General features: G+C 70.7%; 20 protein-coding genes. 6 read left to right on the forward strand and 14 right to left on the reverse strand.

The window, feature by feature from the left end:
- Position 1: 1 nt before the first annotated feature.
- The 3 genes from Nocox_RS13265 to Nocox_RS13275 are packed head-to-tail and all read right to left on the reverse strand — an operon-like array spanning position 2 to position 5,015.
- Positions 2 to 2,134: an alpha/beta hydrolase family protein gene (locus tag Nocox_RS13265; protein ID WP_033409806.1), complete on the reverse strand. Its 2,133-nt coding sequence runs from the start codon at positions 2,132 to 2,134 to the stop codon at positions 2 to 4.
- Positions 2,134 to 3,711: a peroxidase family protein gene (locus Nocox_RS13270; protein ID WP_020544611.1), complete on the reverse strand. Its 1,578-nt coding sequence runs from the start codon at positions 3,709 to 3,711 to the stop codon at positions 2,134 to 2,136. The genes Nocox_RS13265 and Nocox_RS13270 overlap by 1 nt, the downstream gene beginning before the upstream one ends.
- Positions 3,708 to 5,015 (reverse strand): cytochrome P450, encoded by a 1,308-nt coding sequence (locus tag Nocox_RS13275; RefSeq protein ID WP_020544610.1) that lies wholly within the window; start codon positions 5,013 to 5,015, stop codon positions 3,708 to 3,710. The genes Nocox_RS13270 and Nocox_RS13275 overlap by 4 nt, the downstream gene beginning before the upstream one ends.
- A 215-nt stretch (positions 5,016 to 5,230) precedes the next feature.
- Between Nocox_RS13275 and Nocox_RS13280 the strand changes: the two genes are divergently transcribed.
- Together Nocox_RS13280 and Nocox_RS13285 are read left to right on the forward strand one after the other, a co-directional pair.
- Positions 5,231 to 6,229, forward strand: coding sequence for an acyl-CoA desaturase (locus Nocox_RS13280; protein WP_020544609.1), 999 nt, complete (start codon positions 5,231 to 5,233; stop codon positions 6,227 to 6,229).
- Positions 6,230 to 6,272: 43 nt separating this feature from the next.
- Positions 6,273 to 7,265 carry a helix-turn-helix domain-containing protein gene (locus Nocox_RS13285; protein ID WP_020544608.1) on the forward strand — a complete coding sequence of 331 codons (993 nt, stop codon included), beginning with the start codon at positions 6,273 to 6,275 and terminating at the stop codon, positions 7,263 to 7,265.
- 29 nt (positions 7,266 to 7,294) lie between these two features.
- On the opposite strand, the gene Nocox_RS13290 is transcribed toward Nocox_RS13285, so the two are convergent.
- On the reverse strand, positions 7,295 to 11,056 hold the full coding sequence (locus Nocox_RS13290; protein ID WP_020544607.1) for a S8 family serine peptidase: 3,762 nt from the start codon (positions 11,054 to 11,056) through the stop codon (positions 7,295 to 7,297).
- Between the two features lie 181 nt (positions 11,057 to 11,237).
- Between Nocox_RS13290 and Nocox_RS13295 the strand changes: the two genes are divergently transcribed.
- The 4 genes from Nocox_RS13295 to Nocox_RS13310 are packed head-to-tail and all read left to right on the forward strand — an operon-like array spanning position 11,238 to position 14,130.
- Positions 11,238 to 12,617 carry a cytochrome ubiquinol oxidase subunit I gene (locus tag Nocox_RS13295; protein WP_026214631.1) on the forward strand — a complete coding sequence of 460 codons (1,380 nt, stop codon included), beginning with the start codon at positions 11,238 to 11,240 and terminating at the stop codon, positions 12,615 to 12,617.
- A gap of 21 nt (positions 12,618 to 12,638) precedes the next feature.
- The gene (gene cydB / locus Nocox_RS13300) at positions 12,639 to 13,625 is read left to right on the forward strand and encodes a cytochrome d ubiquinol oxidase subunit II (RefSeq protein WP_020544605.1); all 987 of its coding nucleotides are present in this window, start codon (positions 12,639 to 12,641) and stop codon (positions 13,623 to 13,625) included.
- On the forward strand, positions 13,622 to 13,918 hold the full coding sequence (locus tag Nocox_RS13305; protein WP_020544604.1) for a DUF2975 domain-containing protein: 297 nt from the start codon (positions 13,622 to 13,624) through the stop codon (positions 13,916 to 13,918). Before cydB ends, Nocox_RS13305 begins: the two co-directional genes overlap by 4 nt.
- Positions 13,918 to 14,130 (forward strand): helix-turn-helix domain-containing protein, encoded by a 213-nt coding sequence (locus tag Nocox_RS13310; protein WP_020544603.1) that lies wholly within the window; start codon positions 13,918 to 13,920, stop codon positions 14,128 to 14,130. Before Nocox_RS13305 ends, Nocox_RS13310 begins: the two co-directional genes overlap by 1 nt.
- Before the next feature lie 22 nt (positions 14,131 to 14,152).
- Here Nocox_RS13310 and Nocox_RS13315 read toward each other — a convergent pair whose 3' ends face one another.
- The 10 genes from Nocox_RS13315 to Nocox_RS44145 all read right to left on the reverse strand — a co-directional run bounded on the left by Nocox_RS13315 (position 14,153) and on the right by Nocox_RS44145 (position 23,979).
- Positions 14,153 to 15,301: an alpha-hydroxy acid oxidase gene (locus Nocox_RS13315; protein ID WP_020544602.1), complete on the reverse strand. Its 1,149-nt coding sequence runs from the start codon at positions 15,299 to 15,301 to the stop codon at positions 14,153 to 14,155.
- Positions 15,294 to 16,325: a 4-hydroxyphenylpyruvate dioxygenase gene (gene hppD, locus Nocox_RS13320; RefSeq protein ID WP_020544601.1), complete on the reverse strand. Its 1,032-nt coding sequence runs from the start codon at positions 16,323 to 16,325 to the stop codon at positions 15,294 to 15,296. Before hppD ends, Nocox_RS13315 begins: the two co-directional genes overlap by 8 nt.
- Before the next feature lie 207 nt (positions 16,326 to 16,532).
- Positions 16,533 to 17,762, reverse strand: a complete 1,230-nt coding sequence (locus tag Nocox_RS13325; protein WP_020544600.1) for an aminotransferase-like domain-containing protein — start codon at positions 17,760 to 17,762, stop codon at positions 16,533 to 16,535.
- A gap of 235 nt (positions 17,763 to 17,997) precedes the next feature.
- A complete protein-coding gene (locus Nocox_RS13330; RefSeq protein ID WP_020544599.1) occupies positions 17,998 to 19,284 on the reverse strand; it encodes a cation:proton antiporter in 1,287 nt (428 codons plus the stop codon).
- Positions 19,281 to 20,102 carry an enoyl-CoA-hydratase DpgD gene (gene dpgD, locus Nocox_RS13335; protein WP_026214628.1) on the reverse strand — a complete coding sequence of 274 codons (822 nt, stop codon included), beginning with the start codon at positions 20,100 to 20,102 and terminating at the stop codon, positions 19,281 to 19,283. The genes Nocox_RS13330 and dpgD overlap by 4 nt, the downstream gene beginning before the upstream one ends.
- Positions 20,099 to 21,403, reverse strand: coding sequence for a (3,5-dihydroxyphenyl)acetyl-CoA 1,2-dioxygenase DpgC (gene dpgC, locus Nocox_RS13340; RefSeq protein ID WP_425517769.1), 1,305 nt, complete (start codon positions 21,401 to 21,403; stop codon positions 20,099 to 20,101). Before dpgC ends, dpgD begins: the two co-directional genes overlap by 4 nt.
- Complete coding sequence (gene dpgB, locus Nocox_RS13345; protein WP_020544596.1) at positions 21,400 to 22,068, reverse strand: enoyl-CoA-hydratase DpgB; 669 nt, start codon at positions 22,066 to 22,068, stop codon at positions 21,400 to 21,402. Before dpgB ends, dpgC begins: the two co-directional genes overlap by 4 nt.
- Positions 22,062 to 23,162 carry a 3,5-dihydroxyphenylacetyl-CoA synthase DpgA gene (gene dpgA, locus Nocox_RS13350; protein WP_026214626.1) on the reverse strand — a complete coding sequence of 367 codons (1,101 nt, stop codon included), beginning with the start codon at positions 23,160 to 23,162 and terminating at the stop codon, positions 22,062 to 22,064. The genes dpgB and dpgA overlap by 7 nt, the downstream gene beginning before the upstream one ends.
- A 181-nt stretch (positions 23,163 to 23,343) precedes the next feature.
- Positions 23,344 to 23,751, reverse strand: coding sequence for an acyl-CoA thioesterase (locus Nocox_RS13355; protein ID WP_033409813.1), 408 nt, complete (start codon positions 23,749 to 23,751; stop codon positions 23,344 to 23,346).
- 129 nt (positions 23,752 to 23,880) lie between these two features.
- Positions 23,881 to 23,979 (reverse strand): alpha-hydroxy-acid oxidizing protein, encoded by a 99-nt coding sequence (locus Nocox_RS44145; RefSeq protein WP_211212729.1) that lies wholly within the window; start codon positions 23,977 to 23,979, stop codon positions 23,881 to 23,883.
- Positions 23,980 to 24,078: the final 99 nt, after the last annotated feature.

Below are 24,078 nucleotides of genomic sequence, written 5' to 3' on the forward strand. Positions count from 1 at the left end.
GTCAGGCCGGGTACACCGGGACGGCGGCGTCCCGGAGCGCCTGGCGGGTGGTGGCCGACAGGCACAGCAGCGGGCGGGCGCCGTCGAGCCCCAGCTCGCGGAGCCGGCCGGCCAGCGGATGGGCCGAGCGCGGCTCGACGGCCAGCCGCATCGGCGGCGCCGCGTGCAGCCGGGCCCGCCCGCGGGTCCGTACGCAGGACCGCAGCACGCCGCCGGCCCCGCGCGTGTAGCCGACCAGGCCGGGATCGCTCAGCGGCAGCCCAGGACCGAGCCGCCCCCGCAGCGTGAGGACCGGACCGGCGGTGACGTGGGCGGACCGGGCGCCGAGCCGGAGCTCCACGGGCATCAGGGAGGTCTCGCCGCCCCACAGCCGCGGGCCGAGGGCGTGGACGATCGTGGCGTCCACGGCGGAGCCGACGAGGAAGCTGCCGGAGCGGCGCAGGTCCGCCGCCCGCAGCAGGCCGGGCCAGACAGGAGAACGGGACCGCCGGCCGGACGGGCCCGCCACCACCACGCCGACCTGCAGCTCTCCGTAGCCGCCCGCACTGGTGTGCCGGTTCCAGGCGGCGTGCACGGCGACCAGCGCACGGCCCGCCACCCGTACGGCGGGACCGAGCCCGGTGCCCTCCAGCAGTCCGTCCGCCACCGCCGGGCGCGCGGCGAAGTACGCCGTGAGCGCGTCGCCGTCGCGGACCCTGATCGGCAGTTCGACGGCGCCCTCGGGGCTGTCGACGGCGCGGGTGGGCACGGTCAGGAAGGGGAACTCGTCAGGGTCGGGCGGGCGGTCGAACAGCAGGTACGCCTGCGACCGCACGACCGGCCCACGGAACGGCGTGAGCCGCTCGTCGATGTGCTCGCGCGCCTCGGGCAGGTCGCCGGCGAGGTTGGCGCGGTAGTGGTCGATGCTGTGGCACTGCGGGAACAGGTGGGTGGAGTCGCCATAGTCGACGACGTACCAGCCGGGGGGCGGGTCGAAGCAGGTGCCGGCGCCCTGCCCGTCGAGGGTGGGGATGATGTCGTGCTGGTTGGTGACGCTGGCCACCCAGGTGCGCGGGTCGGCGGGGCGCTTGAAGTCGACGGGCGAGCCGACGGCGACGACATGGGTGACCGTGTGACGGGCGCAGAAGCCGGGGTCCTGCGCCAGGTTCATGACCGCCGCCCCGCCCGCGCTGTGCCCGACGAGCGCCAGCTCGGCGCCCGGGGGCAGCCCGTAGTCCGCGACGGCCTCGGCCAGAGCCCGGCTGTAGGGGCTGCTGGCGAGGACGGCGCTGCTGAACGCGCCGAGCAGGTCCTGGGGCGACTCGCCGTCGGGGCGGCCCGCGCGCATGCCCGGCGCCTGGAGGACGTGGCGGATCACCCCGTCGGGCCCTTCGACGCTCTGGATGAGGGCCCGCCCGGTGGTGCCGAGCGTGCTGATGTTGCCCAGGAAGCCGAGCAGCGACCCCCGCGCGCACAGCCGGGCCGACTCGGCCGCGGTCGGCTCGACCCGGCGGGCGGCGCCTTCGCCGGTGTCGAGGACGGCGATGGCCCTGTTGCTCAGGCCGGTGATCGGATCGGCGGTGGCGAAGCCCTTTCCCGTCGCGATGAGCCAGGCGGTGGCGTCGTTGAGCGGGTTCTCGTCCAGCAGCGCGCGCAGCGCGAGGACCTCGCCGAAGACCGGGGCGAGCTGGCTGAGCGCGCGCACCGCACCCCGGTCCTTGAGCAGGGCGCGCAGGGCCCTGACGGCCTCCAGGTCACGGTCGGCGGCGGCCGCGTCGATGAGCCGGGCCAGCATGGGGTCCCCGGTCAGCTCGGGGTGCGCGAGCGCCACGGCGGCCACGCGCAGCCGCAGCGACGTGGCCAGCACCCGTACGGCCAGGCTCTCGGCCCCCAGCACGGCGCCGGCCTTGGCGGCCGCGGTGGTCAGCGGGCCGCCGCCGGTGAGCGCGCACCCGAGGCCCTGGCCGTTCGTCGTGGCCCGGAGCAGCGCGCGGTAGGCGGGCCCGGCCGCGGAGGGAGCCTGCGGCAGGGCGCGCAGCAGCGCGCCGTCGGCGAGCGCGGCCGTGGCGTGCGCCGCCGCGTCCTGGATCGTGAGCGCGATGTCGACCAGCTCGCGGGCCGCCGCGCGCAGGGCCCCGGCAGCCGGATCGGTCATCACCCGGCCCGCCGGGACATGCTGACGAAGCGGGGGCTCGGGTCCTCCGGCGTGTTGCGGCGCAGCACGTCCGACAGCGTGCGCGTGGCCGCGATGACCCGCGCGCCGGTCGGCGAGAACGTGGCGACGTTGAAGATCCGCGGGGCCAGCAGCGGATTGGTGAGCGCCTGGGAGAAGGCGTCGATGGCGATGATCTTGGTCAGCAGCGGGGGCAGGATCGCGGCGGGGGATCCCGGCTCCTCGGCGAACATCCCGACGTACAGGTCGACGTCGTCCACGTCGCGGTAGAGCTCGCGCAGCGCGCCGCTGACCCGCCGGTCGCCGGAGATCTGCTCGAAGGCGCGCACCCTGGGGAAGCGGCAGTGCTCGCGGTAGCTGTTGTACGGGGCCAGGCCGAGCGCCCGGGAGTCGGCGATGCTGGCCACGTCGATCTCCCGCAGGACGGGGTCGGTGTTGAACAGGCCGATGCGGCCGGCCCGCTGGCGGGAGGCGTCCTCGAACAGCCGCCCGAGGCCGGGGCCGGGGATCAGCGCGCTGCCGAAGAAGGTCTCGGCCATCGGCAGGTCACGCCCGCCCACCGCCAGGTGGGACGGGATCAGGCTGTGCCAGCGGTAGACGAGGTTGAACTCCACCGACGCCCAGTTCTGCCGGTGCCAGGGCGCGTGGTCCAGCAGCGCCGACAGCTTCGGGTCCAGGGTGAAGCGGAAGTGGTAGGGGGTGATGTGGTTGATGTACTCCTCGACGACCAGCTTGATCAGCAGCACGATGAGGATGTTGCGGGCCGTCTGGAACAGCCGCTCGTCTTCCCAGCGCGGATGTTCGCGGGCGAGCAGCCGCGCGACCCGGTTGTGCTCGCGCAGGAACAGCACCGTGAGCATGGTGAAGCCGATCTGGCCGTTGCCCCGGTCGCTGCCGGTGGCGAACAGCGTGTCGCGCTGCGCGGCGGAGAGCCGGTCGAAGCGGATGACGCTCAGCGGCGCGAACTCCGGCTTGATCCTGCCGTTCTCGCACAGGTGGGGCGGGAACTCGCCGCCGTTGATGAACTGGCTCTTGAGCAGCCCGCCGTCGAACGCGCGCAGCGCGGCCGTCGCCGTCTCGTCGAGGCCGTACACCTGGTTGAGGTCGATGTGATGGTTGGAGCTGTTCTTGCGCGGGTCGCGCGGGACGTTGGTGTCGCCGCGCAGGAAACCGTCGGTGAACCACTGGGCGAAGTACGCGAAGAGCACCGTGGAGCGCGGGCAGGGGATCATGGACTCGCCGCGGGCGAACAGCTCACCGGCCCTCTCGGGAGCGGGCCGTCTCTCCTCGGCGACGTGGACCGGGGGCAGGTGCCTGCCGCTGAAGGTGCGATCGGTCAGGGAGGCCCACGAGGTGTAGTCGGCCATGGTGCTCAGCGGCTCGGGGCGCGGCGGCATCTCCCGGATCGCGTGGTCGATCAGCGAGGCGTTGAGCCTGCGCCGGACCGCCCGGCTTCTCTGCACGAGGTCCCAGAACGGCCGGCCGCTGGTCAGGGCCAGGAACCTGAGCCGGTTGGAGAGACCGTCCGTGGCGATGCCGCGTGCTCGGCTCGGCGTCATCGTCCGCCTTCCCGCCCCTCGGCGCCGAGCCCGAGGACGAAGGTGTCGGGGAAGATCCCGAGGGTCCGCTCGACGCGGCCCGCCGGCGGCGGGAGCAGGCGGACGCCGGGACGCAGCAGCAGGCGGCGTACGGTCTCGGCGATCACCGGGACGGCCACGTGCACGCCGAGGCAGGCATGATGGCCGGAGCCGAAGAACAGCTGATGGTGACGGGGGCGGCCGAGGCGGAACTCCTCGGGCTCCGGCACCACGGCCGCGTCGAACATCGCGGAGGCCGGCGCGGCGAGCACGAACGTGCCCGCGGGGATCAGCGTGCTGCGCGGGGTGCCGGCGGCCAGGACGTGGTCCCGCTCGCACAGCCGGGGGAGCAGCTTGAAGAACGGGCTGAACCGCAGGGCCTCCCAGACGTACGGGTCGAACCGCTCGGGGTCCCTGGCGACGGCCGTGGCCTCCGCGAGCACCTCCGGGCGCAGCAGGAGCTGCTCGACCGCCTCGACCATGGCCCCCGGCGCGCTCTCCACGAAGCCCAGCGGCAGCCCGGCCATGTTGACCACGATCCGGTCGTCGGTCACGTCGGCCCCGGCGGGCAGGGAGGACTGGACGAGGCGGGCGAAGACGTCGTCGGGCAGCTCGTGCCCGGCCCGCAGCCTGGCCCGCAGCTCGGCGAGGCGGTCGCGCAGGTGCCCGACCAGCTCGGCGCCCGCTCTGACGGACGCGGCCTGGATCTCCGGATCCCCGAGGAAGTTGGCGAAGCCGTCGGCGACGACCGCCCGCGTCCACCGGCCGAGGGTCCGCGGATCGGGGCCGGGAACGCCGAAATAGCGCGCGCACACGCCGAGGGCGACAGGACGGAACAGCCCGTGGACCGCTTCGACGCGCCCGTCGGGCCAGGCGGCGTCGAGCAGCTCGTCGGCGAGGCCGCCGGCCAGCTCACGCACGTCGGCCGCGTCCCGCGGGTCGAGCATGAGCCGCATGAGGCCCTTCTCCCGCCAGTTCATCGGCGTGGCGTCCCTGCCCAGCATGAACGGGGCGCCCAGCGCGGCGTCGAGGCGCGGGCCGAACGCGCGTACGGAGAAGACCTCCTCGTGGGAGAGCACCTCGATGACGTCGGCGTAGCGGGTCACCACCGTGAAGGCGGGCGTGACGAAGACCGGTCGCCGCTCGCGCAACTCGGCGAACAGGCTCCGCCAGTCGGTGCGCATCCACTCCCGGACCAGGCCGAACGCAGACATCGGGTCCCTGGCCAGCGCCTCGTCGTATCTCTCCAGATGGCCGCCCGTGGTCGCCTGCTCGACAGCACCCATTCCTGAACCTTCCGCCTGTTGCCGGAGCGCACAGGGATGATCACGGTGCGCAGTCACAATCTAGGGAGGTGCCGAGCCTTTTCTTCATGACGACCGGGTGCAGGATTTTGCTTCCTCAGAGTAATCATCCCGTTACTGTCAGGACATTGCCGCACGCCAGGGGCCTGGCCGTTGAATAAGGAGCCTGATCGTCCCGTACCGCTCAGGGAGGAAACGTGACCTCACGCACCCCGCAGCCGGGCACGGCGGAGATGGTGACGGTCACCACCGGCCGCCGCGTCGCCTACCTGGTCGTCCTGGTCCTGCTGCCCGTGCTGCTGCTGGCCCTCGCGGTGCCGGCCGCCTGGGGCTGGGGCGTCGGCCCCCGCGACCTGGTCATCGCGGCCGCGATGTACCTCGTGAGCATCTTCGGGATCGCCATCGGCTACCACCGCCTCTTCACCCACCGCGCCTTCAAGGCCGGCCGGGCGCTGCGGATCGCGCTCATGCTGGCCGGCGGCATGGCCGTCGAGGGCCCGCTCACGCTGTGGGCCGCCGAGCACCGCAGGCACCACAAGTACGCCGACCGCGAAGGCGACCCGCACTCGCCGTGGCGCTACGGCGACAGCGGCCTGGCGCTGCTGCGCGGCATGGCGCACGCCCACGTCGGCTGGTTCTACACGGCCCGCCACCGCTCCAGCCGCCGGCACTGGGTGCCGGACCTGCTGGCCGACCCGGACGTGCGGCGTTTCGACGCCGCCTACCCGGGGGTCGTCCTCCTGTCGTTCGCGCTCCCGGCCGCCGCCGGCGGACTGTGGTCGATGTCGTGGCCGGGCGCGTGGAGCGCGCTCCTGTGGGGCGGGCTGGTCCGCTACGCCGTGGTGCACCACGTCACCTGGTCCGTGAACTCGATCGCCCACACCTTCGGTGACCGCCCGTTCCGCACCAGGGACCGTTCGTCCAACGTGTGGTGGGTGGCGATGCTGACCCTCGGCGAGGGCTGGCACAACTGGCACCACGTGGAGCCGGCCTGCGCCCGGCACGGCGTGCTGAGGGGCCAGCTCGACCCCAGCGCGCGGCTGATCCGCTGGTTCGAGCGGGCGGGCTGGGCCCACGGCGTACGCTGGCCGGACCCCGTCCGCCTGACGGCCCGCCGCGCCGGCCCCGCGTCGCCGGGCCCGGCGGAGCGGCCGGCCGCCCCCCGCGGCCTGCCCCCGCCACCTGGCGATGCATAGTAGGCCTACGGGCCGTATCGGGCATTGGGCGGAAAGATGAACGATGATGCGTAGGCTGGGGATCAACGAGCAGGAGGAGGCGGTCTACGTCGAGCTCCTGCGGCGCCGCCGGGCGATGGTCTCCGACGTGGCCGAGGCGCTGGCCGTCCCGCTGACGGACGTGACCGTCGCCGCGGACCGGCTCGTCGCGCTCGGCCTGGCGACCCGCGATGGCAGCGGGTTGCACATGGTCGTGCCCCCCGACGTCGGGCTCGGCACGTTGATCGCGCAACGGCAGGCCGCGCTGCAGCAGGTCCAGGGCAGGCTGGCGGAGCTGGTGGAGGTCTACCGCACGGGGGGCGCCTCGCCCGCGGGTGACATCGAGGTGCTCACCACACAGGAACAGCTCAGCACCTGGATCGAGAACATGGAACGCGGCGCCAAACGAGAGCTGCAGGTCTTCTTCCGGCCCCCGTACGTGCTGGACGTCGAGCTCGACGATTCCACCAACGCGGCGCCCGCTCATCGTTACGTGTACGAACGTGCCGCACTCGACGATCCGAGAACGCCCGCCGAGATCGGCAGATTCCTCAAGAGCGGGTACGAGATCAGGATCGCCCCGGAGCTGCCCAGCAAGATGATCATCGTGGATCGGGAGGCCGTGCTGCTGCCGATGATGCCCGGCCAGACGACCGTCCATCCGGGCTTCATCCTGGTGCGGGGGCAGTCCCTCGTCCACCTGCTGGTCGCGCTCTTCGAACGGGTCTGGCAGGCGGCGACGCCGTTGCGGCTCACCGCCGCGAATCTGGCCGAGGGGGTTCCCGCGTGGGACGACTTCGACGTCACGCTGCTCACGTACCTGCTGTCCGGCATGCCGGACAAGGCGGCGGCCAGCCGGCTCGGCACCAGCGAACGCACCGTTCAGCGCAGGATGCGGCGGCTGATGAAGCTGGCCGGAACCGACAGCCGTATGCAGCTCGCCTGGTACGCGGCCCAGTCCGGGATGATCCCGCTGGGAGGTGATCCGAACGGCGCCGGGGCGGCTCCCGTCCGCTGAGCGGAGGGAAGACGCCCCGGCGTTTCGTGCTACCGGAGCCGGTAGGCGCGGTTCACCGTCTGCAGGACGGTGTTGCCGTCGGCGTCGGTCGCCTGCACCCGCAGCGAGACGAACCCGCCGGCCTTGGCGGACCCGGGGTTCTTGATCGTGCCGGTGAAGGCCGTGTCACCGCCGGCGGCGAGCTCCACCTGCTGCCAGGTCGCGCCGTCGTCGTAGGAGGTCCACAGCTTCGCCTCGTCGATCCGCAGGCCGGCCATGCCCTTCGGGTAGCGCAGGCCGAGCCCGACCTGGAGGGGGGTGTGCACCGAGACGCTGTTGGCCTGGTCGACGTCGAGGTCGAAGTCGGCCGACAGGATGGGCAGGGGTGTGACGCCGTCGCCCGCCTGCTCGGAGTGGAACGTCCATTCGGTGTTCACCTTGGTGGAGGTGGTCCACCACGGCTGCTTCCGCTCCACGTCGGCCACCACGCGGTACTCGGCGCGTTCCGGCACCATCGGGAAGCTGAAGTACAGGTACGGCGCGGATCCGAGCCGCTCGCCGTTCCGGTACACCGTGGCCAGCTCCTTGTAGAGGTCGGTCAAGGTATGACCCGCCACGAACTGGTTGGCCGTGTCGGCCAATCCGGTCGCCTGGAGCAGGCCGGTGCGGCCGGACCGGAAGGCCGAATCGGGTTGCGCGGGCGCCAGCGCCGTGCGGACCACGGCCTTGTTCCAGTCGCGGGACACCCGCTGCCCGGCCTTGAGCTTCGTCTGCTCGGTCGACTGCGTGACGTGGCCGTCCTCCCACGGCGCGCCGACCCGCGTCTCCTCCCATGTCGTCACGTCGGCCGTCACGAACTCGGTGAGCGGGCGCGGCATGACGACCGGGTCGAGCAGGAAGTACGCCCTGCTCTGCATCGGTGAGGCCATCACCCGGGCGTACCCGCCGATCGTGCCGGGCTCCGCCGCGTGGAACGACGAGTGGACCGTGGCGAGTTCGCCCGTACGCACCCGGTACCGCTGGTCGGCGGGGACGCCACCCTGGTGGTACTTGAGCAGTTCGTAGGCGTACGGGCTCACCGCCGTGCCGGTGAACTGGACCTTGACCTCGCCGCGGGCCGCCAGGTCCGCCAACCGGACGCCCTCCGCGCCCGAGAGGGTCATCGCCGGGATCGCGGTCGCCGTCGTCCGCGCGTTGTCGGCGCCCCAGTTGTCCGGGTTGTCGTTGTAGATGATGACCGCACCCGCTCCGGCCGCCGCGGCGTTGTCGGCCTGCTGGTAGTGGGTGAGACCTGCGCTGCGCTTGACGAGTGCCAGCTTGCCCTTGACGTCCAGCCCGGCGTAGTCCTCCGCCCTGCCGGTGCCGGCGTCCACCATCGGCAGCACCTTGGTGCCGTCGACGCGGGCGGAGCCGCCCCTGCCCCGGAAGTACTCCGCATTGATCGGCCCGCCACCGGGGCTGACGACCCGCGCCTCGACCTCCGGCGCGCTGAGCGTCCAGCCGACGCGCGACTCCAAGAGACTGCTCGTCGCCTGCGTGGGGATGGAGTACACCTTCGTCTCCTTGGACGCCCACTGCTCCAGGCCGAACCAGTTCGTGCCGGCCGAGTTCCGGGCGGCGAGGCCCAGCCGGATCTTGTCCGTCTCACTCGGCTTCGGGGTCTCCATGGTGACCGGGCCGGCCTTGCTGCCGTCGAACGTGATCGTCCGGTCGGAATCGATGAAGGCGCCCGGCTCCGCGCCGTAGGTGTACTCCCACAGGCGGTTCCAGTCGGTGCTGTAGTGGAAGATATCGGCCCAGAAGGCGTGCTCGCCGCGGGGCACCCGGATCACGACGGTGCCGTCCGCCTCGACCGGATACTGCTCCGGCACATTCAGCGTGTCCAGATTGAAGTCGTACACGGTGGCGATGCCGTCGGTCGTCGGCTTGCCATCCCGGTCGAGCACCTTGAGGGTGACGTCGAAGCGCTGCAGGTCCCTGACGAATCCAACGGCCGTCGTCACGACCGCCTGGCTGTCGGCGGAGGTGGCGGTGACATGCGCGCCGTGCGCGCCCTCCGCCGCGGCGGCCGTGTCGACGGTGACCGTCACCGCGGCGGTGCCGTGGGCCGGCACGGTCACGGTGTCGGCGCCGAGGGTCAGCGCGCCGGCCGGGAGATCCTCACCCGCGCCCTTGGCGGACAGCGTGAGGGTGACCGGCTGGTCGCCGTCGTTGACGTAGTCGATCTGCTTGGTGACCGGAGGACCGGCGTAGTCCCAGGCCTTCATGCCGAAGTCGACCACGCCCGGTCCGGAGACCGTCTGCCGGACGGCGCGGGTCAGGTCGGCGCGGCCGGCGCCCTGGGCGTACACCGATGCGCCGGCCGTGGTCTTCGCCGTGCTGATGAGCTGGCTCTTCAACCGGGCCGGGGTCCAGTCCGGGTGCTCCTGGGCGAGGATCGCGGCGGCGCCGGCCACGTGCGGCGTCGCCATGGACGTGCCGCTCGCGGAGGTGTAGTTGGCGTCCACCTGCGTGCCCATTTTGGTGCCGGCCGCACGGGCCGCGACGATCTTGACACCGGGGGCGGTGATCTCCGGCTTGAGAGCGCCGTTGACTCCGCGCGGGCCGCGACTGGAGAAGGAGGCGATCGCGTCTGTGGGGTCGACCGCGCCGACGGTCAGGGCCGCGTCGGCGGCGCCCGGCGAACCCACCGTGGTCGCCTTCGGGCCGCTGTTTCCCGCGGCGATGGTGAACAGCACGCCGGTCTCGGCGGTCAACCTGTTGACCGCCAGCGCCATCGGATCGGTGCCGTCCGCGCCCGTATCGCCGCCCAGGCTCATCGAGACGATCTTCGCGCCCGAGTGGGCGGCCCAGTCCATCCCGGCGATGATCGACGAGATCGGGCCGCTGCCCTCGTCGGCGAGCACCTTGCCGATGAGGAGTTCGGCGCCGGGCGCCACGCCCTTGTACCTGCCGCCGGAGGCCGCGCCGGAGCCGGCGATCGTGGAGGCGACGTGGGTGCCGTGGCCGTGGCCGTCCTGCACCGTCTCGCCCGGGATGAAGCTCTGACTCTCCAGGATCTTGCCGGCGAGGTCGGGATGGTTCAGGTCCGCGCCGGTGTCCAGCACCGCGACCTTGACGCCGGTGCCGTCGTAGCCGGCCGCCCAGGCGTCGGGCGCGCCGATCTGCGGCACGCTCTTGTCGAGCAGCGCCTTCACCTTGCCGTCCAGCCACAGGCGCTGGATGCCGCCCGAGAGCCGGGCCTTCGGAGTGCTCGCCCGGGCGCTGTCGTCGTCGACGGCCTCCCAGAACCTGCCGCGCTGCTTCTTGTCGACGGCGATGGCCGCTCCGTGGATGCCGCGCAGGTTCCGCGTGACCTTGCCGCCGGCAGGGGCGCTCGGCGCGGCGGTCTTCGCCGCGGCCTTCTCCTCGTACTGCACGATCACCGGGACCGATTCGCTGTGCGCGTCGTCGTAGCCCTGGGCGATCAGCCGGGTGACGTTGAACAGTTCCCTGTCCACCTGGCCGGCGGCGATGAGGGCCTGGGCCTGGCTCGACATCACGTACGTGTCGTCGCCGACGGTGAGGGTGCGGATGGCGGCCGAGCCGTCGTAGGGGCTCACGCCGACCGAGACGGTCTTGCCTTCGCGGCTGGTCACGGTGACCTGGTCACCCGTGATCAGGGTGACCGACGTGGTGGTGGCCGACGACGCCGGTATCCCGGTGACCTGTCCGACGGGGATCGGCGACTCGCCGTACGCGCTCGCGGTGCTCGTTACGACGAGCGTGGCGGTGAGCGTGGCGCCGACGAGGATTCGTCTGCGTCTGAGCATGGGGGCTTGCTCCTCCTTCTGCCGGTACCTGGGGTGCGTACCGACAGGCAAAGCTTTGCCATCACGGGCCGGCGGCACCATGGGTCACGGCTGGCGTCCACCTGACATGTCGGGTCGCCGCCACCGGTCCATCGGCGCGTCATGACAATAAGTGACTCAAGTGACACATAGAGTCAGGGATATGGATCCCTTGGACCTCGCGCGCTGGCAGTTCGGGATCACCACGGTCTACCACTTCCTGTTCGTGCCGGTCACGATCGGGTTGTCGCTGCTGGTGGCCATCCTGAACACCGTCTGGGTTCGTACGGGCAAGGTGGCCTACCAGCGCGCCACCAAGTTCTGGGGCACCCTCTTCCTGATCAACTTCGCCATGGGGGTGGTGACGGGGATCGTGCAGGAGTTCCAGTTCGGCATGAACTGGAGTTCCTACTCCAGGTTCGTCGGCGACATCTTCGGCGCCCCGCTCGCGCTGGAGGCGCTGCTGGCGTTCTTCCTGGAGTCGACGTTCCTCGGACTGTGGCTCTTCGGCTGGAACCGGCTGCCGAAGCTGGTCCATCTGGCCTGCATCTGGCTGGTGGCGATCGGCACGACGTTGTCCGCCTACTTCATCCTGGCCGCGAACTCGTTCATGCAGTGGCCGGTCGGCTTCAAGGTCGACGGGCGGGCCGAACTGGTCGACTTCGGCGAGGTGCTGACCAACAAGATCCTGCTGTCGGCCTTCCCGCACACGATCGTCGGCAGCTGGCTGTCCGGCGGGATGATCCTCATGGCGGTGTCCGCCTGGCACGTCGCCAGAAGGCGGGATCTCGACGTCTTCCGTCCGTGCCTGCGGTTCGGCGCGGTCGTCGTGGTGCTGGGCGCGTTCGGCACCCTTGTCACCGGCGACGTCCTCGGCAAGACGATGACCCAGACCCAGCCGATGAAGATGGCCGCCGCCGAGGCGCTCTACCAGACCGAGCAGCCGGCGCCGTTCTCCCTGTTCACCATCGGCACCCTCTCCGGCACCGAGCCGGTCTTCCAGGTGACGATTCCGGGCGTGCTGTCGCAGCTGGCCACGGGGTCGTTCGACGGCAAGGTGCTCGGCATCAACGACATCCAGGCCGAATACCAGAAGAGGTTCGGCCCGGGCGACTACCGCCCCTACATCCCGGTCGCCTACTGGGGCTTCCGGCTGATGATCGGCTTCGGGATGCTCGCGGCGCTGGTGGCGCTCGCCGTGCTCTGGCTGACCCGCAGAGGGGGGATCCGCGGCAGGAGCTGGATGTGGAGAGTCGCCGTCTGGTCGGTCGCGCTGCCCTTCCTCGCCCACAGCTTCGGCTGGATCTTCACCGAGATGGCCAGGCAGCCGTGGATCGTGTTCAGCCAGATGAAGACCGCCGACGGCGTCTCGCCCACTGTCGGCGCCGGCACCGTGCTCATCTCCCTGATCCTCTTCACGGTCCTGTACGGCGCGCTGGCCCTGGTGGAGCTCGGCCTCATGATCAAGTTCGGCCGCAAGAGCCCGCCGTCCCCCGAGGACGAGGAGCCCGGCGAGGCCGGCCAGGAGTCGTTCGCCTACTAGGCCCAACAGGAGAGACAGATCATGGAGCTGGCCAGCGTCTGGTTCGTGGCGATCGCCGTCCTGTGGCTCGGCTATTTCGTCCTGGAAGGCTTCGACTACGGCGTCGGCGTGCTGCTGCCCGTCGTGGGCAGGAACGACGCCGAACGCCAGACGATGCTCAACACCATCGGCCCCGTCTGGGACGCCAACGAGGTGTGGCTGATCACCGCCGGAGGCGCCACGTTCGCCGCCTTCCCCGAGTGGTACGCCTCGCTGTTCAGCGGTTTCTACCTCCCGCTGCTGCTGATCCTGCTGGCGCTGATCGTGCGCGGGGTGGGGATCGAGTACCGCACCAAACACGACGACAAGCGATGGGAACGGCGCTGGGACGCGGCCATCGTCGTGGGTTCGCTCGTGCCCGCCCTGCTGTGGGGGGTCGCGTTCGCCAACCTCGTACGGGGCGTGCCGCTCGACTCCCGTCACGAGTACGTCGGCACGTTCTGGGACCTGCTCAACCCCTACGCGCTGCTCGGCGGGCTGGCCACGCTGACGCTGTCGATCACGCACGGGGCGGTGTTCCTCGCGCTGAAGACCAAAGGCGACATCAGCCGGCGGGCCGCGGCCGCAGGGCTGAGGGCGGGCGCGGTCGCCGCGGTCGCCGGGGTGGTCTTCCTGGTCTGGACCCAGCTCACGAGGGGCGACCTCGTCACGTGGGTCCTGGGCGCCGCTGTCGCCCTCTCCTTCGTGCTCGGACTGGGCGCCCTGGCCCGGGGCCGGCAGGGCTGGGCGTTCCTGCTGTCGGCTGTGGCCATCGGCATGACGGTGATCTGGCTGTTCGCGGTCCTTCATCCCGACGTCATGCCGTCGACGATCAACCCGGCCTACAGCCTGACCGTCGAGAACGCCGCGGCCACGGACAAGACGCTCGGCATCATGACCTGGGTCGCGGTGTTCTTCCTGCCGCTGGTGCTGATCTACCAGGGCTGGACGTACTGGGTCTTCCGCCACCGGATCAGCGCCAGTACGTGAAGCCCGGACGGCTCGGGGGCCGTCTTGTCACAGACCTGGACATCTCCGCCGGCACGGCACGGCTGCTGCGCAGGTTCGGCTGGATCCTGGTCGTCGGCTCTCTCGCGTCGGCCGCCATCAGTACGGCCGCGGAGGCCATGCTCTCCTCCATGCTGCTGACGGAGAGCTACCCGATCCAGGGTCCGTCGGCCGTGCAGTTCGTCGCCGTCCTCGGGGGATTCGTCGCGCTGGGCGTGTCGGAGATCGTACGCCGGGGCGTGGCCCTGCTCGAAGAGGTCGAGGCCACCATCTGATGGGTGAGCCCGCCATCAGAGTCCGCCTCGACGAACTGCTCCGGGAGCGGGGCATGACGCTCACCGAGCTGTCGCACCGGGTGGAGATCACCGTGGTCAACCTGTCCATTCTGAAGAACGGCCACGCCAAGGCGATCCGCTTCTCCACGCTCATGCGGCTGTGCGACGCGCTCGACTGCCAGCCGGGAGACCTGCTCCGCTACGACCATTGACGTGAACGCCGGCAGCACACGCTCACGTCGGCGGGCCGCCGGCCGTTGCGCCACGACCCGAGACCGGGGAAAGCGCCGAGCCGGAAGTGCCGGGCCAGGTGGTCTTGAGCGCCCGGGCGGCGGCGACGTCGCCACAGCCCGTCAGGCCGAGCGCGTCCTTGATCTCGGCACCGAGAAGGTCGAGCACCGTACGGACGCCCCGTTCACCGTCCGCGGCCAGGCCCCAGATCACGGGGCGTCCGACGAGCACACCCGACGCCCCCAGCGCCAGCGCCTTGAGGACATCGGCTCCCGACCGGACGCCGCCGTCGAGCATGATCTCGCAGCGGTCCCCGACGCTCTCCGCCACGCCTGGCAGCGCGTCGAGGCCGGCTATGGCGCCATCGAGCTGACGTCCTCCGTGGTTGGAGACCACGATGCCGTCGACGCCGACGTCCGCGGCGCGGCGCGCGTCGTCAGGGTCCAGAATCCCCTTGACCACCAGCGGGAGTCCGCTGGCGGCCCGGAGGGTCTCGAGGTACGACCAGTCCACCGCGGCGGAGAGCTCCATGGCCGTGTGCGCGGCCAGCGCGGAGCCGCCCGAGGCGCCCCGATGAGCCTCGGTCTCCGAGTCCGCCGTCAGGTGCACGGGCCGCACATGCGGGGGTAGGCGGAACCGGTTGCGCATGTCCCGCGGTCTGCGGGCCATCCAGGGCACGTCGAGCGTGAGCATCAACGCCCGGCACCCCGCGTCCTCCGCCCGGCGGATCAGGCCGAGGGTGGCGGCGTGGTCCCGGAGGCAGTAGAGCTGGAACCAGACGTGTCCTCCCAGGGCGGTGACGTCCTCCACCGGGACGCTGCTCAAGGTGCTGACGGTGAACGGGACACCGGCGTCCCGCGCGGCCCGGGCCGTCGCCGGCTCGCCGTCAGGATGCGCGAGCCGGTGGTAGGCGACGGGAGCCACGGCCACCGGCATCGCCGCGGGACGGCCCAGCAGCGTCGTACGGGTGGAGCAGGCCGACACGTCACGGAGCACCCGCGGCACCAGGAACACCCGGTCGAAAGCGGCCCGATTCGCACGGAGGGTCTGCTCGCGGCCGCTCCCGCCGTCGATGAAGTCCCGGATGTCGCCGGGGAGGACCTTGGCGGCCAGCTCCTCGAACTCGGCGAGGCAGACGGGAGGCTCATGCACGCTGCTGGGACCTCGCCACCTCGACGGCCTCGTACAGAGCCTTGATGTTGGCGCCTCCGAAGGTGCGGGCTCCCCGCCTCTCGATGACCTCGAAGAAGAGGGTCTCGCGCGGATGGGTGGACGCTGTGAAGATCTGGAAGAGCTGTCCGGCGTGATCCTCGTCAGCGAGCAGTCCCGTGGCGCGCAACTCGTCCACCGTGTGGTCCCGGATCAGGATCCGTGATTCGAGCAGGTCGTAGTAGCTGTCCGGCGTGCTGAGGAACCGGACGCCCCGCCCGGACAGGGTGCTCACGGCGCGTACGGCGTCCGCGGACGAGAAGGCGACGTGCTGCACTCCGGCGCCGGCGTGACGTTCGAGGAACATGTCGATCTGGCCGGAGTCGGCCAGGGGATCCGGCTCGATCAGTGTCAGCGTGACGTCGCCGGAGGCGCTCTGCACCACCTTGGACTCCATGGCCTGGGTGCCGACCTCGATGCGTTCCTTGAAGGTCTCGCTGAAGCCGAGTGTGGCGATGTAGAAGTCGGTGATGATGTCGAGCTCGCCCGTGGGGAGGCACACGGCGAAGTGGTCGATGTCGAGCAGTTCTCCCGCGTCCGCGCCGGACGTGCCCGCGGGTGGGGCGTCGGAGAAGCCGACCGGCAGGCCGGGGCCGGCGCCGGGCTCCCGCTGGACGAGAGTGTGAAGCAGGTCGCCGAAGCCGCCGATCGCGGCGGAGCACGCCGGCCCCGGGCCGGGGTGACGGGACGGGGACCGTACGGGGCGGGCGCCGGCGGCCACGGCATGGGTGAAGACGGCGTCGACGTCCGGGGTCCGCAGGGCGATGTCGGCCACCCCGTCGCCGTGCGTCCGCACGTAGGCCGAGGCCGGATGCCGGTCGGAGGTGGCCTGGGTGAGGACCAGGGTGATCCGGCCCTGCCGGAGCGCGACGCTGCGGCGGCCGGCGGTGTCCGCCGTGCCCACGACGGCGAAGCCGTATTGTTCGGTCCAGGGGAGAGTGGCGACCTGCAGATCCGCTACGTACATTTCGACGTAATCAACGGCGAGAGTCGGAAGCGATTCCATATTCCGACGCTACGGCCGGGCGGGGAGATTCCGCACTGTGTCCATTGGACGGTCGGGAAATGCGGTTCGCGAGCCTGTTCACGCCATTTCGCAGGGTGGTCGCCGGGGTTTATGGCGTCACCTCCGGCCGGCAGGCCGGGTCGTCACGGCCTGCCGCCCGAATGGGGGTCAGGGGAGACGTGCGGTGACGAGCCCGGCGAGCCGGGAGACGCCCTCCTCGATCAGTTGCGGGGTGAGCAGGCTGATCGACAGCCGGAGCTGGTGGAACCCGTCCTTGCCGCCGTAGAAGTGATGCATCGGGGTGAACAGCACGCCGTGCTCGCGGGCGGCGTGTTCCAGCAGGTCGTCATCGACGACGAAGGGCACGGTGACGGTGATGAAGAACCCGCCCGTCGGCGCGTTCCAGGTGACTCCGGGGAAGCCGCCGAGCCGGCGGGTGAGCTCGCCCAGCGTGAGGTGGAGGTTGCGCCGGTAGATGGCGATCTCACGGGCGTTGGCCCTGACCAGGCTGAAGTCGTGGCGCAGCAGCTTGCCGGCGATCACCGCCTGGGCGATGGGCGGGGTGTTCACGGTGAGCATGCCCTTGAGCTTCGAGAGCTCGTCGGCGAGCAGGCCGCCCCCTGCCACGTGCTGATCCGCCACGACATAGCCGACCCGGGCGCCGGGCAGGCCGGTCTTGGCGAAGGAGCCGAGGTACACCACGGTCGCCGATCGGTCGAGGGCCTTCAGCGTGGGGAGGCGGTCCTGTCCGAGGAGCCCGTACGCGTTGTCCTCCAGGAGCAGGATGCCGTGGGCCGCGGCGATCTCCAGGAGGCGATGGCGGGCGGGCAGGTCCATGCTGGTGCCGGTGGGGTTGGCGAAGTTGGGCGTCACGTAGCAGGCCCGGACCCGCGCGCCCTGTTCCCGTGCCCGTTTCACCTGGTGGGCCAGGTCGTCGAGGTCGATGCCGTTCCCGGTGGATCGCACCGGCCGGACGGGGGTGTCGGTGAGCAGCGCCGCTCCGGTCAGGCCGACGTAGGTGGGGGTGGGGGCGAGCAGCACATCCCGCTCGCTCGCTCGCAACGCGCGAAGCACCAGGAACATGGCCTCCTGGAAGCCCACGGTGACGACCACGGACTCCGGGTCGGCCTCGATGTTCTCGTCCTCGGCGAGGTGCCGCGCCACAAGGTCGGAGATGATCCCCTTCGTGGTCCCGTACTGGAAGAGCATGCGGCTGATCCCGGCGTCGTCCATCCTCCGGTCGTCGCGGAGATGGTCGCGGTAGGCCGCGAGATAGTCGTGGATGAGGCTGACGTCGAAGAACTCTTCGTACGGCCGGCCCGCGGCCATGGAAATGGCGTCGGGGTATCTGCCGGCTATCTCGTTCAGCAGATTCATCGACTCGATGGCCGGGTCCATCAGCGATCCGTGCAGCGTTTCCTTGCTTATTTGACGGGAAAGCACGTTGGAGTCCATGGGAGCAAGGGTTTTCCCTTCGCCGACGAGGCGTCAAGTGCGACCTGGGCAGAATGGTGCCGGATGCCGCCCGGCGGCCCGCAGGATTTGATGCGAGGGCCGATAACTGGACGGACGTATTTATATCGATATGGGCATGCAGTCATGTCAGGCGGCCGCTCGCCGCTGTGACCCTTCGTCACCGCACGTCGTCCCCCGCCCCGCTGTATCGCAGCCCGTAGGTGAGCAGGCGGGCCTCCTCCTCGGCGGTGGCCTCGATCCTGGTCATGGCCAGGCGCAGGAGCGGCGGGGCGAGCAGAGAGGTGACCACCGCCACCACGATGATGATCGTGAAGACCTCGGCGTCGATCACTCCCAGACGCAGGCCGACCGTCGCCACGATCATCTGGATGACGCCACGAGCGTTCATGCCCGCCCCCAGCGCCAGAGCCTCCCACCGGCTGAGCCCGCTGGTCCAGGCGCCCAGGAAGGCGCCCAGGAACTTGCCGATGATCGCCAGGGCCAGGATGAGCAGCCCCAGGGCGAGCACCTCCGGCCGCGCCAGGGCCGTCAGATCGACCCGCAGGCCCATGGTGGCGAAATAGACGGGAGCCAGCACCCCGAGCGTCACGGTGCGCAGCGGCGCCAACCTGGCCGGATCCGGCATGGCCGTACTCACCAGCAGCCCCGCGACGAAGGCCCCGAAGGCCGGTTCCAGCCCCAGCGCATGCGTCCCGGCCGAGGCCGCGAGCACGAGCACCACGACCCGGCCGGCGATCACCCCCGGATCCTCCGTCGTCCGCACCGCCACACGGACCGCCGGCCTGCCGATGACGACGGCGAAGACGATCACCCCGGTCAGCGACGTGATCGACAACACCACGGTCCCCGCACCGGCTCCGGCGGTGGCCATCGCCGTCACCACGGAGAGCAGCACCCACCCGAAAGCGTCGTCGATCATGCCGGCGGTCAGCGTGAGCTGGCTGACGTTGCGATGGAGCAGGTTCATGTCCATCAGCGTCTTGGCGATCACGGGGATCGCGCTGACGCACATCGCCACCCCGAGGAAGAGGGCGAAGACGGCCGGTCCGCCGGTCCCGCGGAACTCGGCCGGCAGCACCAGGCCGGCACCGATGCCCAAGGCCATCGGGATGAACAACCCGAAGGCGCTCACCCGCGCGGCCGTGGCGCCCTGCCGCCGGATCAGCCGCAGATCCAGATGCGCTCCCGTCAAGCCGATCAGCAACAGCACGCCGAGCTGCCCGACGGCGTCCAGCATGTGGGACGACGGCGCCGGGAACAGCCACTGCTCCGCGCCGGGCGCGACCTGCCCGAGAAGGGAAGGGCCGAGGATGACGCCGGCGCACAGCTCACCGACGACCGCTGCCAGGCCCAGCCGTACGGCCAGGCGGCCCAGGAGCAACGCGAGCAGCAGGAGGGCCCCGACCTGGACGAAGAAGAGCAGCAGCAGATGCGGGGAAATCATGTCGGCCCGTGGGACAGCTGTCCGTCCCCCGTCCAGACCGGGTCCCGTTTCTCGACGAACGCCCGGACGCCCTCGATCGCATCGCTGCTCCGCCGGCGACGCTCCTCCCAGGGATAGGTCGTGGCGAACGCCTCCTCCAGGGGAATGTCGAGCGACCGCATGGCGGCCTCCTTGATCGCGCGCATGGACAGCGGAGCACCGCGCACGAGACTGTCCGTCCATCCGGCGACGCACCGATCCAGCTCGTCACGCGGTACGACCTCGTTCACGAGCCCGTACCGGAACGCCGTCGCCGCGTCCATCCGGCGCCCGGTCAGCAGCAGGCCCATCGCCACCTTCTGCGGCAGCTGCCGCGGCAGCCGGAACACGCCTCCTGCCCCGGGGATCAGTCCGAGCCGGACCTCCGGCAGGCCGAAGACCGCCTCCTCGGAGGCGATGACGATGTCGCAGGCGAGCACCAGCTCGAAGCCGCCCCCCAGCGCGTAGCCGTGCACCCGGGCGACCACCGGCTTGGACAGGGTGAAACGGTCGGTCAGCCGGGGATGACCCGCCTGCCCCCGGCTGCCGAACGTCGTGGCCTCCGTGCCCGCCTCGTTCAGCAGCGCGCGTTCCTTGAGGTCCTGGCCGACGGAGAACGCACGCGTTCCCGCGCCGGTCAGGACGGCCGTTCTGACGTCATCGTCGGCCTCGACGTCATCCCAGATCTCGGCGAGTTCCTCGTGCATCCGCCGGTCCATCGCGTTCAGCACGTGGGGCCGGTCCATCGTCACATAGGCGACGTGTTCCTTCTTCTCGTAGCGCACCCGGGGACCGCTCATGCCGATCCCGCCGCGAACCTGCCGACCTTGCCGATGACATCCTTGCCGTAGACGCGCAGGGCCTGCTGCAGGGCGAACTCGGCCATGTAGCGGCCGAAAGCCTCGGGCGGTTCCTCGGCCAGGTTCAGCATGCGCCGGTTGGCCGGCACCGCGTCTCCGTCGAGGCGGGCCAGGGCACGGTCGATCGCCTCGTCCATGTCCTCCGGCGGGACGACCTCGTCGACCATCAACCGCGCGTCGGGCTCGTCCGCCCGGATCCGGCGCCCGCCGAGGATCATCTGCCGGGCCGTGCGTGGCCCGGTGAACCGGGTGAGCCGATAGTTCGCGGCCCCGGGAATGATCCCCTCCGTCGCCGCCGGCAGACTGATGTAGGCGTCGGACGCCGCCAGCACATGGTCGAAGACCAGGAGGAGCTGAGCCCCGCCGCCGATGGCGAAGGAGTCGACGGCCGCCACCCAGGGCTTGTCGATCACCTTCGAGTGCCACGAACCGTCCGTGAACACACCACGAACGATCTTGTGGATGTAGCCCAGCTCGCGCCGCAGGAGGAAATCGACGAGGGAGATGCCGCCCGCGCTCAGCTTCTTGAGGTTGATGCCCGCGCAGAACACCCGGCGTCCCCGATACCGGGGATGACTCATCTCGCCGCCCCGCAGCAGCCCCACCCGCACGCCGGGGTCGAGCAGCGCCAGGTCGACCGCGGTCTCCATGTCGTCCACCTGCTGGGCGTCCTCGGCGTTGAGGCAGTCGTCCCGGCACAGGGTCAGGTACGCGACCCCGTCACGGCGCCGCAGCTCGACCGCCTCCATCCGCGCGACGCCGGACTCGGCGAATTCAGGGAGCAGCCGAAGGGCCCTGGGGGTGGGCCGGAGCATGGCGTTGAGCAGGTGCGGGCCCGCCTTCGGGGCGCGCAGGATCCCGCGCAGAAAGATGCCCTGATCGATCTCACGCCCCTCCTTCTCCGCCTGCTGCCGCGACTGCTCGGCCGCCATCTGCTCATCGGTGGGCACCAGGCCGGGATAGGCCCGGGCGGCGGCGCGTACGAGCTCGTCGATGCGCAGGTGCCTGGTCAGGCCGGAGGTGAGCTCGGCGTAGATCTCCTCGGCGTGTGCCTCCACGTAGTCCGCGCGCATCCCCCTCACCTTGTCGAGTGCCGAGGACACGGCATCGCGCTGGGCGGGGGTCCTGGCAGAAGGCATCGGCAGCCGGGCGAGCAGGTCATCGACTCGCCGGGCCTCCACCGTCAGCGCGCAAAGGGCGAGCGGCGACCTGAGCGGCACAGCCGGCCAATCCGTCGTCACGAGAGGGTCTCCCGTCGTAGGGCCCGGTCCACCGCGGCCAGGTGAGCACCGAGCGCGTCCTCGAAAGTGGTCGAGCCGGCTTCGAATATCAGCTGCCGGCGAATCGCCAGCTCCGCGCCGTCCATGGCGCCGGCCGGCTCGGTCAGGCCGGCCAGGGACGCCGCCGGGTCCTCGGACACCTCGTCGATCAGGTTGAGCGCGAGCGCGCGGCCGGCGTCGATCGGCGCCCCGAGCAGCACGGCCCGCCGGATGGCGGCCGTACCCGCCTGCTGGGTGAGCCGGTGAACGGCCATCCCGGGCCACGTGGCGCCGCCGGCCCAGGAGGGCAGCAACCGGGTTTCCGGAGCGGCGATCCGGACATCGGCGGCGAGAAGCAGGTCCAGAGACGGTCCCGCGCAGTCGCCCGCCGCCACGGCGACGGTGAGCCGGCCGAGCCGTTCGAACCGGCGCACCACCCGTTCCCACTTGGAGACCAGGCCCACCGTCAGGCCCTTCGACCAGCCCGGACGCGGCACGCCCGTGACATGGACGACGACCGGGCCCGGCGCTCGGCGGTCCTCGGCGCGGTCGCAGAGGGCGTTCATCACCTCGACCGACGCGGCCGGCGGCTGAGCGCCGTCGAAGCGCAGCTCCAGTTCGCCGTCCGTCTCGCTGCCGCTCACCATTGGACCAGCGCCGTTTCGATCGTGGAGCCGGGCCCCATGGTCATGAGCACGCCATAGTCCCCCGGCCTGGTCACGCCCTCGTCGGCGAGCCGCTCGTAGGAGAAGAGGAACGAGCCGCTGGAGAGGTTTCCGTAGTCGCGGAGCACACCGGTCGTGTGGCGGACGTCGTGCCGGCTCAGGCCGAGGTTGACGACGATGGCGTCGATCACCTTCTTGCCGCCGGAGTGCACCAGCCAGTGGCCGATGTCGCTGCGGCGCAGCCCCGTACCGGACAGCAGCTTGTCCACGACGATCTCGGCGTGCGCACCGACCACGTAGGGGATCTGCGGATCGAGGAAGAAGCTGAACCGGTCCTGGTCGCGGTCCCAGTCGTAGCGCATCGCGTCGAGCGCGTCGATGATGATGTAGCTGGCGAACTTCAGGACGCGCGGGCCGGGTACGCGCCCGTCACCGGAGACGACGGCGAGGGCGGCGGATCCGTCGCCGAACAGGCTGTTGACCACCGCGGTCCGCATGGTCCCGTCCAGTGCGTAGGCGGCGGAACACGCCTCGCTGCACAGAACGACGGCGAGCTCACCCGGGTGCGCCGCGGACCAGCCCGCGACCACGTTGAGCGCGTTCAGCCCCGCGTTGCATCCCATGCCCACGATGTCGGCGCGGCTGCAGTGCGGGTCGATGCCGAGCTCGCGGATGATCAGCGCGCTCAGGCCGGGGGTCAGAAAACCGGTCGAGGTGACGCAGCACAGGTGACGGATGTCGGACAGCGTCGCGCCCGCCGACTTGAGGCAGGCCTCGAGCGCCCGGCATCCCATGTCGACAGCGATCTTCTTGTGCTTCTCCAGGAGATCACCCTGCGGTTCCGCCACGCGTGTCCCGTCCCGGCCCTCAGGCGGAAGCGCGAGAAAACGCCGGTCGATCGCGCTGTTCAGGAACAACGACCGGATCTTGGGTTCCCTTATGCCGAGGATGTCGAGCAGCTCGGGTTGTGAATAGGACGTGGCGGAAACAGCTGTCCCCACGCCGGCGAATCTGGTGATCTCGGTCAGTTCTGTGAGGGCGGAAAGGGTTTCTGCCGACGCGATGCTGGTCGTCATCGATACATCCACCCCCATGTCCTGAGTTTGCTCCGGAGCACTTGCCTGACCTCGGACGCGGCCATTGTTCTCACCTTTCCGGTCGCAGCGAACACCGTGAAAGGTAGGCTCGGCCGATCTCGACGGTCAAGATCGTCCAACGCCCTCAGCAATGGCAAAAGGAGTAACGGCGACAGGGGAGTCACCATGGGCGCAGGTAACGCGTGAGAAAGGCGCGCTCGTGGACGGTGAAGCGCCGCGGTCTGGCGGTCCGCGCGTCGAATCCCATGATCATCGAGCGGGCTTCGACGAACACCTCCCCGTCCGAGCAGATCTGCGCGGCCATCTCGCAGGTGACCCGGTTCATCCTGGTCACCCACGACTCGACCCGCACCGACCCGTGCCGGAACCTGAGCGGGCGACGATAGCGGATCTCGTGGCGCACGATGGCGAACCCCACGGTGGGCACCCCGTCGCGGTCCTCCGGCGGCACGGCCGTGTTGTCGAGATAGAGGGCGATCCAGGCGTCCTCCAGATACTCGAGGAACCGCACATTGTTGACGTGACCGTGGGCGTCGATATCGGAAAAACGCACCTGGCGGTAGTACATGTGCGTCTCGGGAACGCTCTTCGTCTCGACCAGCCGGCGGGCGCCGTCATCCGGGGGCCGGCCCCGGCTGTCGGACTCTTGATCGTGTGGATGTCCCATGGTGTTCCCCGTCGTGTGGAAGGAACTGGATCAGGGAGGACGTCTGCCCGAGGCCGCGGCGGCGATCTCGCCGAGCGTCTCGATCACGGGCACGGCGCCGTCCAACTGACGGCCTCCGTGGTTGGACACCCGAGCCGTGGCCTACAAGGGCGACCGTATCTTCAGAGATCCGAAATCTGTAGGCGATGGACACGGACGTACGGTCACGACGTGGAGAGAGAGGGCTTA

Origin of the sequence: Nonomuraea coxensis DSM 45129, from assembly GCF_019397265.1 — a bacterium.
In the GTDB taxonomy this organism is placed as follows: domain Bacteria; phylum Actinomycetota; class Actinomycetes; order Streptosporangiales; family Streptosporangiaceae; genus Nonomuraea; species Nonomuraea coxensis.

Bases quoted from the DNA above. Each gene is read 5' to 3' on its own strand.
- Nocox_RS13265 (WP_033409806.1), bottom strand. From the start codon at position 2,134: ATGACCGATCCGGCTGCCGGGGCCCTGCGCGCGGCGGCCCGCGAGCTG.
- Nocox_RS13270 (WP_020544611.1), bottom strand. From the start codon at position 3,711: ATGACGCCGAGCCGAGCACGCGGCATCGCCACGGACGGTCTCTCCAAC.
- Nocox_RS13275 (WP_020544610.1), bottom strand. From the start codon at position 5,015: ATGGGTGCTGTCGAGCAGGCGACCACGGGCGGCCATCTGGAGAGATAC.
- Nocox_RS13285 (WP_020544608.1), top strand. From the start codon at position 6,273: ATGATGCGTAGGCTGGGGATCAACGAGCAGGAGGAGGCGGTCTACGTC.
- Nocox_RS13290 (WP_020544607.1), bottom strand. From the start codon at position 11,056: ATGCTCAGACGCAGACGAATCCTCGTCGGCGCCACGCTCACCGCCACG.
- Nocox_RS13295 (WP_026214631.1), top strand. From the start codon at position 11,238: ATGGATCCCTTGGACCTCGCGCGCTGGCAGTTCGGGATCACCACGGTC.
- cydB (WP_020544605.1), top strand. From the start codon at position 12,639: ATGGAGCTGGCCAGCGTCTGGTTCGTGGCGATCGCCGTCCTGTGGCTC.
- Nocox_RS13310 (WP_020544603.1), top strand. From the start codon at position 13,918: ATGGGTGAGCCCGCCATCAGAGTCCGCCTCGACGAACTGCTCCGGGAG.
- hppD (WP_020544601.1), bottom strand. From the start codon at position 16,325: ATGTACGTAGCGGATCTGCAGGTCGCCACTCTCCCCTGGACCGAACAA.
- Nocox_RS13325 (WP_020544600.1), bottom strand. From the start codon at position 17,762: ATGGACCCGGCCATCGAGTCGATGAATCTGCTGAACGAGATAGCCGGC.
- Nocox_RS13330 (WP_020544599.1), bottom strand. From the start codon at position 19,284: ATGATTTCCCCGCATCTGCTGCTGCTCTTCTTCGTCCAGGTCGGGGCC.
- dpgD (WP_026214628.1), bottom strand. From the start codon at position 20,102: ATGAGCGGTCCCCGGGTGCGCTACGAGAAGAAGGAACACGTCGCCTAT.
- dpgB (WP_020544596.1), bottom strand. From the start codon at position 22,068: ATGGTGAGCGGCAGCGAGACGGACGGCGAACTGGAGCTGCGCTTCGAC.
- dpgA (WP_026214626.1), bottom strand. From the start codon at position 23,162: ATGACGACCAGCATCGCGTCGGCAGAAACCCTTTCCGCCCTCACAGAA.
- Nocox_RS13355 (WP_033409813.1), bottom strand. From the start codon at position 23,751: ATGTACTACCGCCAGGTGCGTTTTTCCGATATCGACGCCCACGGTCAC.